This window comes from Mesorhizobium sp. M0960 (genome assembly GCF_040319055.1).
Taxonomy (GTDB): Bacteria; Pseudomonadota; Alphaproteobacteria; order Rhizobiales; family Rhizobiaceae; genus Mesorhizobium.
Window position 1 is genome coordinate 57367 of record NZ_JAMYNN010000014.1, and the last position, 12826, is coordinate 70192.

At 63.6% G+C, this 12826-nt stretch carries 12 protein-coding genes; 4 read left to right on the top strand and 8 right to left on the bottom strand.

What is annotated here, in order from left to right:
* Positions 1-27 precede the first annotated feature (27 nt).
* From NKH63_RS22605 to puuE, 4 genes are all read right to left on the bottom strand, one after another.
* The gene (locus tag NKH63_RS22605) at positions 28-621 is read right to left on the bottom strand and encodes a nucleoside deaminase (RefSeq protein WP_023718083.1); all 594 of its coding nucleotides are present in this window, start codon (positions 619-621) and stop codon (positions 28-30) included.
* Positions 614-1123: an ureidoglycolate lyase gene (locus NKH63_RS22610; protein ID WP_352918822.1), complete on the bottom strand. Its 510-nt coding sequence runs from the start codon at positions 1121-1123 to the stop codon at positions 614-616. Before NKH63_RS22610 ends, NKH63_RS22605 begins: the two co-directional genes overlap by 8 nt.
* The gene (locus NKH63_RS22615) at positions 1120-1968 is read right to left on the bottom strand and encodes a bifunctional allantoicase/(S)-ureidoglycine aminohydrolase (RefSeq protein WP_502896354.1); all 849 of its coding nucleotides are present in this window, start codon (positions 1966-1968) and stop codon (positions 1120-1122) included. The genes NKH63_RS22610 and NKH63_RS22615 overlap by 4 nt, the downstream gene beginning before the upstream one ends.
* Positions 1969-2031: 63 nt before the next feature.
* The gene (puuE, locus tag NKH63_RS22620) at positions 2032-3465 is read right to left on the bottom strand and encodes an allantoinase PuuE (protein ID WP_023718080.1); all 1434 of its coding nucleotides are present in this window, start codon (positions 3463-3465) and stop codon (positions 2032-2034) included.
* 173 nt (positions 3466-3638) lie between these two features.
* Here puuE and uraH point away from each other — a divergent pair, with 173 nt between their 5' ends.
* The 4 genes from uraH (at position 3639) to xdhC (ending at position 8872) form a co-directional block, all read left to right on the top strand.
* Positions 3639-4013 carry a hydroxyisourate hydrolase gene (gene uraH / locus NKH63_RS22625; RefSeq protein ID WP_023676223.1) on the top strand — a complete coding sequence of 125 codons (375 nt, stop codon included), beginning with the start codon at positions 3639-3641 and terminating at the stop codon, positions 4011-4013.
* A 1-nt stretch (position 4014) separates the two neighbouring features.
* The gene (gene xdhA / locus NKH63_RS22630) at positions 4015-5496 is read left to right on the top strand and encodes a xanthine dehydrogenase small subunit (protein ID WP_352484368.1); all 1482 of its coding nucleotides are present in this window, start codon (positions 4015-4017) and stop codon (positions 5494-5496) included.
* Positions 5496-7847 (top strand): xanthine dehydrogenase molybdopterin binding subunit, encoded by a 2352-nt coding sequence (gene xdhB, locus NKH63_RS22635; protein WP_352918870.1) that lies wholly within the window; start codon positions 5496-5498, stop codon positions 7845-7847. Before xdhA ends, xdhB begins: the two co-directional genes overlap by 1 nt.
* Positions 7848-7909: 62 nt before the next feature.
* A complete protein-coding gene (gene xdhC / locus NKH63_RS22640; RefSeq protein WP_023718077.1) occupies positions 7910-8872 on the top strand; it encodes a xanthine dehydrogenase accessory protein XdhC in 963 nt (320 codons plus the stop codon).
* 9 nt (positions 8873-8881) lie between these two features.
* Here xdhC and dps read toward each other — a convergent pair whose 3' ends face one another.
* The 4 genes from dps to NKH63_RS22660 all read right to left on the bottom strand — a co-directional run bounded on the left by dps (position 8882) and on the right by NKH63_RS22660 (position 12769).
* Positions 8882-9370: a DNA starvation/stationary phase protection protein Dps gene (dps, locus tag NKH63_RS22645; protein WP_023718076.1), complete on the bottom strand. Its 489-nt coding sequence runs from the start codon at positions 9368-9370 to the stop codon at positions 8882-8884.
* 144 nt (positions 9371-9514) lie between these two features.
* Positions 9515-10768 carry an LLM class flavin-dependent oxidoreductase gene (locus NKH63_RS22650; protein WP_352895479.1) on the bottom strand — a complete coding sequence of 418 codons (1254 nt, stop codon included), beginning with the start codon at positions 10766-10768 and terminating at the stop codon, positions 9515-9517.
* A complete protein-coding gene (locus NKH63_RS22655) occupies positions 10765-11772 on the bottom strand; it encodes an LLM class flavin-dependent oxidoreductase (RefSeq protein ID WP_031193704.1) in 1008 nt (335 codons plus the stop codon). The genes NKH63_RS22650 and NKH63_RS22655 overlap by 4 nt, the downstream gene beginning before the upstream one ends.
* A 76-nt stretch (positions 11773-11848) precedes the next feature.
* Positions 11849-12769: a LysR family transcriptional regulator gene (locus NKH63_RS22660; protein WP_023718073.1), complete on the bottom strand. Its 921-nt coding sequence runs from the start codon at positions 12767-12769 to the stop codon at positions 11849-11851.
* Positions 12770-12826: the final 57 nt, after the last annotated feature.

A 12826-nucleotide genomic window follows, 5' to 3' on the forward strand; every position in this document is an offset into this window, starting at 1 on the left:
CCAACGAATTCGGCTGGTCAATCCGCGTCAATTCAACGGGATGTCGTTTTCGGCCTTGCTCGCCTGGTAAGCGCCGGACAGTTCGTCGTAGATTGCCGAGATGGCGCTGATCCGCGCTTCCAGCCGCTCGCGCTCAGGCCCCGACAGCGATCGTACCAGTCTGCGGATCGAAAAGCTCTTCCAATAGGCATTCTCGGCATTGTAGCCGCCGGGATCGAGGGTGAAGACCTCTTTCAGGATCTTCAAATCGTGCGGGATAGCGAAACTGTCGCGCGAATCCTCGTGGCTGAACAGATAGTAGAAATTGTCGAAGCCGGTCCAGGTGATCGCCGACAGGCAGAGCGAGCAAGGTTCGTGCGTGGCGAGAAAGATGGCATCCGCGGTGTCGACGCGCTCGGCCTTCGGCATTTCGTAGAAGCGCTTCAGGCAATGCACCTCGCCGTGCCACAGCGGGTTTTCCGTCTCATTGTTGGTTTCGGCAAGCACCAGCGAGCTGTCGTCCTTGCGCAGGATCGCCGCGCCGAACAACTTGTTGCCATGCGCGACACCCTTCGCCGTCTTCGGCACGATGTCGTGCTCTATGACGTCGAGCAGGCGGTCGATCAGCGAAATGTCAGCCATCACCGGCTCCATCGGGAAGATGAATCTCATAGGCGTGCGAGAAGTGGCACTCTTCGAGGTTGGAGCCGTCGCCGCCCCGGTCGACGACCAGGAAGTCCTGGGGCTCGCCGATCGGCGTCAGCACGCCGTGCCACAAATTGCGCGGATAGTTGACGCCTTGCCCGGGCGCGGTGATGAACGCATGCGGCTCGCCCGGGCCTTCCTCGCCGTCATGGCAGACGATGACCAGGAACGGCCGTGGTGACAGCGGAATGAAGGCCTGGCTGCCAAACGGATGGCGCTCGACCATGGTAAGCTTCAACGGCAGCTCATAGGGCGTGCCACGCACCATCGAGATCAGCACGTGCGCATTCGGCCCTCGTGCTTCAGCGGTGGCGAGATCGTGATAGCGCTCGGCCTTGCCGCCATTGATCGGATAATGGTTGTCGCCGCCCATATCGATGACGTCGCCGAATTCGGCGAAATTCTCGCGGGTCAGCGGCCGCGCGACGATGCGGATCACCGCGCGCGACCCTCGATGCCCACACCGCCGAGCTTGGCGTGGCGGTTCACGTCCTTGTAGAGGAGGTAGCGGAATTTGCCTGGCCCGCCGGCATAACAAGCCTGCGGGCAGAAGGCGCGCAGCCACATATAGTCGCCGGCCTCGACTTCGACCCAGTCCTGGTTGAGACGGTAGACCGCCTTGCCCTCCAGCACATAAAGCCCGTGCTCCATGACATGCGTCTCGGCGAAGGGAATGACCGCGCCCGGCTCGAGCGTCACGATGGTGACATGCATGTCGTGGCGGATGTCTTCAGGATCGACGAAGCGCGTTGTTGCCCAGCTGCCTTCGGTACCTGGCATCGGCGTCGGTACGATATCCTGTTCGTTGGCGAAGAACGCTTGCGGCAGCTCGATGCCGTCGACCGCATCGTAAGCCTTTCGGATCCAGTGGAAGCGGACGGCAGCGCCGCTTTCGTTGCGCACCGTCCACCCGCTCGCTGGCGGCAGAAACGCGAACCCGCCCGGCCTGAGCACATGCTTCTTTCCGGCTAGCGACACGCTCAGCTCGCCTTCAACCACGAATATCGCGCCCTCGGCATCATCATCCGGTTCTGGCCGGTCGCTGCCGCCGCCGGGCGCGAGCTCGACGATGTATTGCGAAAACGTCTCGGCAAAACCCGACAGCGGCCGCGACAGCACCCAGACCCGTGTCCCATCCCAGAACGGCAAGGCGCTGGTGACGATGTCCTGCATCACGCCTTTGGGGATTACGGCATAGGCCTGTGTGAACACGGCGCGTCCGGTCAGCAATTCACTCTGGCCGGGATGTCCGCCCTGCGGCGCATAATAGGTTCGCTCGGCCATTTTCATCATATCCATAAATTCAAGCCTGTTGCGGAAGCCAGGGCCCATCGCGGCAGCCAAAGCCTATTGTGGAAGCATGTCCTTGAGACGAAGCAGCGCGATGCGCTCGACCTGTCTGCAGGCGGTTTCGAATTCGACATCGCGGCTGTTGCCGATACGCGTTTCGAACTCGGCCAGGATGTCCTCCTTGGTCTTGCCCTTCACCGCAATGATGAACGGGAAACCGAAACCGGTGACGTAGGCGGCATTGAGCTTTGCGAACAGCTCGCGCTCGTTGTCGGTCAGCGCGTCTAGCCCGGCCGAAGCCTGTTCCCTGGAGGATTCCGCGGTTAGCCGCTTGGCCTGCGCCAGTTTTCCGGCAAGGTCGGGGTGGGCATTGAGCACGGAAAGCCGCTCGGCCTCGCTGGCCGCGCGAAAGACGCGGCAGAGCGCGTTGTGCAGGCCGCCGGCACTGTCATGCGCCGGGCCGAGTTCCAACTCGTAGGCGCGCTCGGCAATCCACGGCGAATGTTCGAAGACGCCGCCGAATGCGTGGACGAAGGCCTCGAATTCCATTTTCGACGGGCGCAATGCCGGCAACCGGAACGGATGCGTCTCCTGCCAATGTTTTGCAATGTCGATGCGCCGTGCCAGCCAGACCTTGTCGTGTGATTTGACGTAGTCGATGAAGCGCTTCAGTGCCGCGACCCGGCCCGGCCGCCCAACCAGGCGGCAGTGCAGGCCGATATTCATCATGCGCGGCCGCCCTGCCTTGCCCTCGGCATAGAGCGTGTCGAAACTATCCCTGAGATAGGCAAAGAACTGGTCGCCGGAGTTGAAGCCCTGCGGCGTGGCAAAGCGCATGTCGTTGGCGTCGAGCGTATAGGGGATGACTAGCTGCGGCTTCGCCGACCCGTTCGGTGTCACATGCTCGAACCAGTAGGGCAGTTCGTCGTCATAGGTGTCCGACACATAGTCGAAGCCGCCTTCTTCCGCCGCCAGACGCACCGTGTTGATCGACGTGCGGCCGGTGTACCAGCCGGTCGGCCGCGCGCCTGTCACCTCATAATGCAGCCGTATCGCCGCTTCCATGTCGCGGCGCTCGTCTTCTGGCGCGTGGTCGCGGTAGTCGATCCATTTCAGCCCGTGCGAGGCGATCTCCCAGCCGGCCTCCTGCATCGCTGCGACCTGGTCGGGCGAGCGCGCCAGGGCCGTGGCGACGCCGTAGCAGGTGACCGGCACCTGTGCCGCGCTGAACAGGCGCAGCAATCGCCAGAAGCCGGCGCGGGCGCCGTATTCGTAGATCGATTCCATGTTCCAGTGGCGCTGGCCGGGCCAGGGCGCGGCGCCGACGATCTCCGACAGGAAAGCCTCCGAGGCCTTGTCGCCGTGCAGGACGCAATTCTCGCCGCCCTCTTCGTAATTGACGACGAACTGGACCGCGACATGCGCCCCGCCGGGCCATTTCGGATCCGGCGGATTGGCTCCGTAGCCGCGCATGTCTCGTTCGTAACGCATTCTCGCTCCTGCCGGAAATTGTGATCAGGATAGTCGAAAGGAGTGCCTGCGCATTCCCCCGAAATTTTTGAAAGTGTTTTTGTCGCGCTCCGCTCGACCGGGACTTATGCATCGCCTTTAATTGGCGCACAATTCATGAATAGTGTTCGACTGTGCAGGGAATGGAGCAGCCAGTGGCGGAAACGTCGAAAGCCGAAGGCGGGCGCCTGACGACCCATGTCCTCGACACCGCGGCCGGCAAACCGGCGGCCGGTCTGTCGATTGAGCTCTATCATCTTGACGGCCAGGCCCGGACGCATCTGAAAACGGTCGTCACCAATGATGACGGCCGTTGCGATGCTCCGTTGCTTGCCGGCGCGGAGTTCCGTACCGGCGAATACGAATTGGTCTTTGCGGCCGGCGATTATCTGCGCCGGCAGGGGACAAAACTGCCGGAACCGGCCTTCCTCGACCATGTGCCCATCCGCTTCGGTATGGCCGAGCCGATGCACTATCATGTGCCGCTGCTTCTGTCGCCGTACGGCTATTCGACCTACCGGGGAAGCTGAGATGGCCGGGATCAAGACACGCAACGAAATCCGGTTCATCCTCAATGGCGAGGACGTCGCGCTCGGCACGGTTGCACCCGACCAGACACTGCTCGACTGGCTGCGGCTCGACCGCTCGCTGCGCGGCACCAAGGAAGGTTGCGCCGAGGGCGACTGCGGCGCCTGCACGGTGCTGGTCGGCAGGCTCTCCGGTGGAACACTGGTCTATGAAAGCGTCAATGCCTGTATCCGCTTCCTTGGCTCGCTAGACGGCACGCATGTCGTGACCATCGAGCATCTGCGCGGCGACGCAGGAAAACTGCACCCCGTGCAGCAGGCGATGATCGATTTCCACGGCTCGCAATGCGGCTTCTGCACGCCGGGTTTCGTCATGTCGCTTTATGCGCTGTGGATGCGGTCGCCGGAGCCGTCGGACGCCGCCATCGAAAAGGCACTGCAAGGCAATCTCTGCCGCTGCACCGGCTACGAGGCGATCATGCGCGCCGCACGTGCCATCTCCAGCTACGGCAAGGCGGCAAAGGATCCGTTGGCGGCCGAGCGCAAGGCAGTCACGGCCAAGCTCGACGCGATGAAGGACGGTTCGCGCATTGAGATCGGCTCCGGCAACAAGCGGCTGATCGTGCCGGCCAATGCCGACGATCTCGCCAGCGTGCTGGTCGAGGAGCCGGGCGCCACTATCGTCGCCGGTTCGACCGATGTCGGCCTTTGGGTGACCAAGCACATGCGCGATATTTCGCCGGCGGTTTTCATCGGCAATCTCGATGGTCTGTGCGGGATGTCCGAGGACAAGGGCGTCATCTCGATCGGCGCCGGTGTCACCTATAGCGAAGCCTTCTCGACGCTGGCAAAATGCATCCCGGCGCTAGGCCCGCTGTTCGATCGCATCGGCGGCGATCAGGTGCGCAACATGGGCACCATCGGCGGCAATATCGCTAACGGTTCGCCGATTGGCGACACGCCGCCGCCGCTGATCGCACTCGGTGCCCGCATGACGCTGCGTCGCGGCCACAAGCGGCGGACGATCCCACTCGAAGATTTTTTCATCGCCTATGGCCGACAGGACCGGCAGCCCGGCGAATTCGTCGAGGCCGTGCATGTTCCGCTGCCGGGCAGCGAGACGAAATTTGCCGTCTACAAGATCACCAAGCGCCGCGACGAAGACATCACCGCAGCGCTAGGCGCGTTTTTCCTGACGCTGGCCGCGGACGGCACGGTGGCGGAGATACGCATCGCCTATGGCGGCATGGCGGCAACGCCGAAGCGCGCCTTTGGCGTAGAAAAGGCATTGCTTGGCAAGCCCTGGACGGAAGCGACGGTCGAGGCGGCGATGGCCGCGTACGCCGGCGATTTCACCCCGCTGACCGACATGCGGGCAAGCGCCGAATACCGGGCGCTGGCGGCGCGCAACCTGCTGCTGCGCTTCTTTGCCGAAACCATGGGCACCCGGGCGCCGATCCAGGTATCACGGCACGAGGCGGCATGATGAACAAGCACGCCACTCCGAACTTGAAGGCGCAAAAAATCGCCGGCGGCGTCGCCACCGATCAGCGCCATGATTCCGCGCACAAGCATGTCAGTGGCACGGCCGTCTATATCGACGACATGCCGGAACCGGCCGGCACGCTGCACGGCTGTCTTGGGCTTTCGGCGGCGACGCATGCCACCGTCACCAGCATGGACCTGTCGGGGGTCCGCGCCGCACCCGGCGTCATCGACGTGCTGACGGCGAGCGACGTGCCCGGCGAAAACGATATTTCGCCGACCGGCCGCCACGACGAGCCGGTGCTGGCCGACGGCAAGGTGCAATTCTTCGGCCAGCCGATCTTCTGCGTCATCGCCGAAACCCGCGAGCAGGCGCGCCGGGCGACGAGGCTGGCCAAGGTCGAATACAAGGAATTGCCGTTCGTCGCCGATATTGGCGAGCTCGATCCCCGGAAAGACAAGCTGGTCACGCCGCCGCTGACCCTGAAGCGCGGTGATGCAGCGGCTGCGATCAAGGCAGCGCCACGCCGGCTGAAAGGGCAGATGCGCATCGGCGGCCAGGAGCATTTCTATCTCGAGGGTCATATCGCCTTGGCCATCCCTGGCGAGGACCACGACGTCACCATCTATTCCTCGACCCAGCACCCGAGCGAAATCCAGCACATGGTCAGCCATGCGCTGGGTGTGCCGAGCCATGCGGTGACGGTGGAAATCCGCCGGATGGGCGGCGCTTTCGGCGGTAAGGAAACGCAAGGCAATCAGTTTGCGGCATTGGCCGCTATCGCCGCGAAGAAACATCATCGGGCCGTGAAAATCCGGCCCGACCGCGACGACGACATGATCGCCACCGGCAAACGCCACGATTTCCTCGTCGACTACGAGGTCGGCTTCGACGACCAGGGCAATATTCTGGGCGTAGATTTCATGTTCGCGGCGCGCTGCGGCTTCTCGGCCGACCTCTCCGGCCCGGTCACTGACCGCGCGCTGTTCCATTGTGACAACACCTATTTCTGGCCGGCGGTGCACGCGCAATCGGCGCCGCTCTACACCAACACGGTATCGAACACTGCCTTTCGCGGCTTCGGCGGCCCGCAAGGCATGGTCGGCGCCGAGCGCGTCATCGACGAAGTCGCGTTTGCCGTCGGCAAGGACCCGCTCGAAATCCGCAAGAAGAATTTCTACGGCACCAGCGACCGCAACATCACGCCCTATCACCAGACGGTCGAGGACAACATCATCCACCGCATCGTCGCCGAGCTGGAGGCGAGTTCCGACTATGCGAGGCGCCGCCGCACCATCGATGCTTTCAATGCCAACAGCCGCTTCATCAAGCGCGGACTGGCGCTGACGCCAGTCAAGTTCGGCATCTCGTTCACCGCCACCCACTACAACCAGGCCGGCGCGCTGGTGCATGTCTATACCGACGGTTCGGTGCATCTGAACCACGGCGGCACCGAGATGGGGCAGGGCCTCTATGTCAAGGTGGCGCAGGTCGTGGCGGAAGAGTTCCAGATCGACCTCGATCAGGTCAAGATCACCGCGACGACGACCGGCAAGGTGCCGAACACCTCGGCCACTGCCGCGTCTTCCGGCTCCGACCTCAACGGCATGGCGGCGCAGAACGCCGCCCGCCAGATCAAGGACCGGCTGACCAATTTCGCCGCCGAGAAATTCCAGGTGCCGCGCGACCAGGTGCTATTCCTGCCAAACCGGGTGCGCATCGGTAACCAGGAGATCGCCTTCGCCGATCTCGTCAGGCAGGCCTATATGGCGCGCATCCAGCTTTCGGCGGCTGGCTTTTACAAGACGCCGAAAATCCATTGGGACCGCGACAAGGGCGAGGGTCGCCCCTTCTATTATTTCGCCTATGGCGCGGCTTGCTCGGAAGTTTCGGTCGACACGCTGACCGGCGAATATGTCGTCGAGCGCACCGATATTCTGCACGAAACCGGGCGTTCGCTGAACCGCGCCATCGACCTCGGCCAGATCGAGGGCGGCTTCATCCAGGGCATGGGCTGGCTGACCACGGAGGAACTGTGGTGGGACGACAAGGGGCGGCTGCGCACCCATGCGCCGTCGACCTACAAGATCCCGCTCGCTTCGGACCGGCCGAAGATTTTCAACATCACGTTGGCCGACTGGGCGGAAGCAGGCGAGCCGACGGTGCACCGCTCCAAGGCGGTCGGCGAGCCGCCCTTTCCGCTCGCAATGTCGGTGCTGCATGCGCTGTCGGATGCGGTGGCGAGCGTTGCTGGCCACAAGATCTGCCCGCGCCTTGACCCGCCTGCCACGCCGGAACGGGTGCTGATGGCGATCGAACGGCTGAAGCGAGAAGCCAGGACCGGCACTTGAATCCCGGAAAACGTGCAATTCAGGCCGAAAAACTCTATATTTCCCAACAGGGAACGCGAATGATGAACGCGAAAATGCAGAGCCTGAAAGCCTTTCTTGCCGGTGCCTGCCGGGTCGCCTTGGTTGAGGTGGCCGGGACAAAAGGCTCGACGCCGCGCGAGAGGGGTGCCTTCATGCTCGTCTCAGGATCGGCCACTTTCGGCACGATCGGCGGCGGCCAGCTCGAATATATGGCGATCGACAAAGCGCGGCAGATGCTTGGTCGATCGGCCTCAGGTTCTGGCGAATCTGTCGAGGCTGGCGCCGCCCCTCATCCGCCTGCCGGCCCCTTCTCCCCGTATAGTTACGGGGAGAAGGGGGCTGGCCGCAACGCTGTCGCGACGCTCGACGTCGCGCTCGGCCCGGAGATCGGGCAGTGCTGCGGCGGCAGGGTCGAGGTGCTGATCCGGCTGGTTGACGCCGCGCTTGAGGCCAAGTTGGTCGCGGCGGCGGAAGCCGAGGAGGCGCAGCTGCCGCATGTCTACATCTTCGGCGGCGGCCATGTCGGCCATGCGCTGGCCTCGGCGGTGGCTTTGCTGCCGGTGCATGTCGTCATTGCCGAGACGCGAGCCGAAGCGCTGGAGGGCATGCCAGACACGGTCGAAACCTGTTTGACGCCGATGCCTGAGGCGATGGTGCGCGAAGCCCCGGCTGGATCCGCCTTCGTCGTCCTTACCCATGACCACGCGCTGGATTTCCTGATCGTCGCGGAGGCGCTGAAACGCCGGGATGCCGCCTATGTCGGCATGATAGGCTCCAGAACCAAGAAGGCGACGTTTCGGAACTGGTTCCTTAAGTCGGCGGACGGAAGCGAGGCGGAATTTGACCGCCTCGTCTCGCCGATCGGCGGCGATGCCGTCAAGGACAAGCGCCCGCAAGTGATCGCCGCACTCGCCGCAGCCGAGATCATGACGGCGTTGGCCGCCCACGCGATAGAACCGGCAGCTCCGTCCAAAGCACGTCGTGGCAAGGCGATGGCGGGCTGACGTTTCCTTCTATTCCTGTTCCTGCGTGTGTGCCTCGAGGAACCACAGCAATTTGTCGAGCGAGCGTGAATAGGCGGTGAAGATGTCGGCGGTGTCGGCGTCGCCCGCTCCCGCCGCTTCGTCGATCGCCGCGCGGGCCCGCTTGGCGGTCGCGGCATAGCGGTCGATCAGCGCCGCCAGATGATCTCGGGTCTTGTGGATGTCGGTCGGATAGGCCTCGAGCATAGTCGCCTTCGACACCTCCTGCGATGTGCCGAGCGCCGTGCCGCCGAGCTGTACGGCGCGCTCGGCAATGGTGTCGACATGTCCGTCGATCTCCTCGCGGAACGTGTCGAGCATCTCATGGATGGCGATGAATTGCGGCCCCTTGACGTTCCAGTGCGCCTGCTTGGTGATCAAGGCCAGATCTATGGCGTCGGCGAGGCGGGCGTTGAGAAGATCGATACACTCTTTCTTGGCATTGGATTGCAGGTCGTTGCGGGTGGCGATGGCATCCATGATCGGCTCCTGTGGCGGTTGCGTCCGCGTGGTTTGAAGAGGGCGAAGTTTGTGGAAGGTCAATCGAACATGCGCGCAGACGCCCTCATCGCCGCGGCACAGCATCCCAAAACGGCGATCTCCGACTTTCGTTCCGCTCGTCGTTTACGCCGGCCTTTTCAAGCCCAGATGGTCGCGCAGCGTGCTGCCGTCATAATCCGTACGGAACAGACCGCACCGCTGCAGCTCCGGCACGACAAGCGTGGCAAAGGCATCGAGTTCGCCGGGAAAATAGGATGGCATCACGTTGAAACCGTCTGCCGCGCCGCCCTCGAAGCGTGCTGCGAGCTGGTCGGCGATCTGGGCCGGAGTTCCGACGACGCGCCAATGGCCGCGCGCGCCGGCGAAATGACGGGCAAGCTGGCGAATGGACAGGTTGTCGCGGCGCGATTGCTCGATGACGAGCGCCTGCCGGCTCTGCATGCCTTCGCTGGCCGGCAGCTGCGGCAGCGGTCCGTCGATGGGATAGCGCGAGAGATCGGATATGCTGAGATAGCTGGAAAGCAGCGCAACGCCGACATCGTCCGGTATCAGCTCCTGCAGTTCATCATGTTTTGCCCGGGCTTCCGCTTCGCTTGCCGCGACGACCGGCGCCACCCCAGGCATGATCTTGAGGTCGTCCGGCTTGCGCCCATAGGCAGCCAGCCGTCCCTTGAGGTCGTCGTAGAAGGCCTTCGCTTCCTCGAATGTCTGCGCCGCCGTAAAGACCACGTCGGCGGTCCGGGCGGCGAGGTCACGACCCTCGTCCGACGCTCCCGCTTGCACCATGACCGGTGCACCTTGTGGCGAGCGCGGCAGATCGAGCGGGTCACGCACCGAAAAACTTCTGCCTTCGTGTCCACCCTGGCCTCGCCAAAGGCCGGCAACCACGGCAGCGAATTCGCGCGCCCGCCCGTAACGGTCCGCATGCGGGCGCAGACCGGTCGAGCCGAAATTGGCGGCCTCGATCTGGCTGGCCGAAGTGACAAGGTTCCAGCCGGCACGCCCGCCGCTCAGATGGTCGAGCGACAGGAAGGTCCGCGCCAGCCCGTAAGGCTCGTTGTAACTCGTCGATGCCGTGGAGACGAGGCCGATGCGCTCCGTCTGCACCGCGAGCGCCGCAAGCAGGCTGATCGGCTCGAAGCCAATCGAGCGCGACGTTTGGCTGGCGATGTCGACATTGGCCTCGCGCACACCGGCGGCGTCCTCGCAGAAGATCATGTCGAACTTCGCCGCTTCCGCCGTCCGCGCCAGCTGGATGTAATGATCGATGTCGATGCCAGCCGTGACATGCGCCTGCGGATGGCGCCAGGCGGCGATGTGGTGGCCTGTCGCCCATAGGAAGGCGCCGAGCTTCATCTGGCCTCGACCGGCGCTCATTGCCGATCCTCCCCTGCAAGCCCGAGATGGGCCCGCAGTGTCGCCGCGCTGTAGCCGGACCGGACAAGGCCGCGGCGGCGAAGCTCCGGCAGCACGAGACCGATGAAATCGTCGAGCGCCGACGTGAGCGGCACGGCGATGTTGAAACCGTCGCAGGCTTTCGAGCGAAAGCACTCTTCGAGCCTATCCGCAAACATATCCGGCATGGCGGCCATCTCGCCATCCGTGACAACATTCATCAGCACCTTCAGCCCCTCCGGCCTGCGCCCGAAGGCAAGCGCACGGCGCTTCAGATCGTCAGCCCAGTCGATCGATCGCTGGTCTAGCAGGACAACATCGGCGGTGCGGGCGGCGATATCCATGTCGGGCTCGGACAGGCCGGACATGACCAGCACCGGCGTGTCCTGCGGCGACCGCGCCACGTTGAGCGGCCCGCGCACAGAAAAATATTCGCCCCTGTGGTCGAGAAGGTGCATCTTCTCGGGATCGAAGAAGCGGCCGCCACTTTTGTCGAACAGAAGCGCGTCTGCGTCCCAGCCTTTCCACAAGCCTTGCACGATGCCGACGAATTCCTCGGCGCGCAGGCGGAATGCGTCGCCGGAAAACCCTTCCGGTCGGCTGAAATTGGCCGCCTCGCGCGGGTCGGGCATCATGCTGGCGTTCCAGCCGGCGCGGCCATGGCTGATAATGTCGAGCGAAGCGAAACGGCGCGCGAGATTATAGGGCTGGTGGGCGACCATTGACGCCGCGGCGATGAGACCGATCCTGCTTGTCACCGTCGCCAGCGCTGCCAGCAAGGTCGTTGCTTCGAAGCGCATTTGCCGGTTCGGTCCGCCTGCAACCGGCGCGGAATCGGCGAGCAACACCATATCCAGGCCGGCCGCTTCGGCTTTTTGCACGGACCGCGTCAGCAGACTGAAATCCGGAACGACGTCGGACGGAGAGGAGGGAGCAGTTTCCGGAGCTAGTGAAACGGCTAGATGCATTGTGGCGCCGCTGGCCATCGGTCTTCCCTGGTGAGTGAGATTCCATAAGAAATATCTTCGCCGGCTGGACGGAAAGCAACCGGCCAGCCGGCGATCATTTGCCGGCCAGAATATCCCTGATCAGCCGCTGGCAGCGCTCGGCCATGAAGTCGAGCAGCAGCCGCACCTTCGGATCCTGCAGCTTCTTATGCGGGTAGACGGCGGCGAATTGCACCGGCGTCGGCGGCGTTTTGCTCAGGATCACCTTCAGCCGCTGGTCGCGGATAAACGGCTCGACCTCGAAGCGCGGCTTGTTGATGATGCCGCGGCCGGACAGCGCCCAGCCGGTCAGCACGTCGCCGTCATCGGTATCGTAGGGGCCGTGCACTTCGAACTTTTGCGGCCCGTTCCGCGTCTGCAGGGTCCAGACATATTCGCGCGCGCCGGAATAGCGCAGCATCAGGCAATCGTGCTTCTTGCCGATCAACTCGCTCGGCTCGCTCGGCTCGCCGCGCGCCTCCAGATATTGCGGAGCCGCCACCAGCACTCGCTCGCAGTCCATGATGCCGCGCATCCTGAGGCTGGAATCCTCGATGATGCCCAGCCGGAACGCAACGTCGATGCCTTCCTTCATGATATCGACATTGTGGTCGGAAAGCCGGAGCCGCACCTCGATATCTGGGTATCTGTCGTGGAAATCCGGGATGCCGGATGCCACCAGTCTCCGCCCGAGGCCGAGCGGCGCTGTCACCTTTATGGTGCCGCGCGGCTGGCCGGATAACGCGCTGACCGCAGCTTCGGCCTCGGTGACCGCCTCGAGCACCTGCTTGGCGCCGGAATAGAACACCGTGCCGTGCTCGGTCGGCATCAACTGCCGCGTCGTGCGGTTGAACAGCCTGACACCGAGATGCTTCTCGAGCTCCTTGATCCGGTTGGAAGCGACCGCCGGCGAAATGCGCATGTCGCGCCCAGCCGCCGACAAATTGCCGAGTTCGACGACGCGAACAAAAACGGCGATGTTATCGAGATAGGCCATGCGGCTTTCGGGGCTCTCATGTGGCTGCGTATGATCAGCCTAGTATTTTCCAATTTT

Excerpts from the sequence above, each read along its gene's own strand:
- xdhA (WP_352484368.1), top strand. The coding sequence starts at position 4,015 with ATGGCCGGGATCAAGACACGCAACGAAATCCGGTTCATCCTCAATGGC.
- NKH63_RS22615 (WP_502896354.1), bottom strand. The coding sequence starts at position 1,968 with ATGGCCGAGCGAACCTATTATGCGCCGCAGGGCGGACATCCCGGCCAG.
- NKH63_RS22655 (WP_031193704.1), bottom strand. The coding sequence starts at position 11,772 with ATGGCCAGCGGCGCCACAATGCATCTAGCCGTTTCACTAGCTCCGGAA.
- NKH63_RS22650 (WP_352895479.1), bottom strand. The coding sequence starts at position 10,768 with ATGAGCGCCGGTCGAGGCCAGATGAAGCTCGGCGCCTTCCTATGGGCG.
- NKH63_RS22605 (WP_023718083.1), bottom strand. The coding sequence starts at position 621 with ATGGCTGACATTTCGCTGATCGACCGCCTGCTCGACGTCATAGAGCAC.
- puuE (WP_023718080.1), bottom strand. The coding sequence starts at position 3,465 with ATGCGTTACGAACGAGACATGCGCGGCTACGGAGCCAATCCGCCGGAT.
- xdhB (WP_352918870.1), top strand. The coding sequence starts at position 5,496 with ATGAACAAGCACGCCACTCCGAACTTGAAGGCGCAAAAAATCGCCGGC.
- NKH63_RS22660 (WP_023718073.1), bottom strand. The coding sequence starts at position 12,769 with ATGGCCTATCTCGATAACATCGCCGTTTTTGTTCGCGTCGTCGAACTC.
- dps (WP_023718076.1), bottom strand. The coding sequence starts at position 9,370 with ATGGATGCCATCGCCACCCGCAACGACCTGCAATCCAATGCCAAGAAA.
- xdhC (WP_023718077.1), top strand. The coding sequence starts at position 7,910 with ATGAACGCGAAAATGCAGAGCCTGAAAGCCTTTCTTGCCGGTGCCTGC.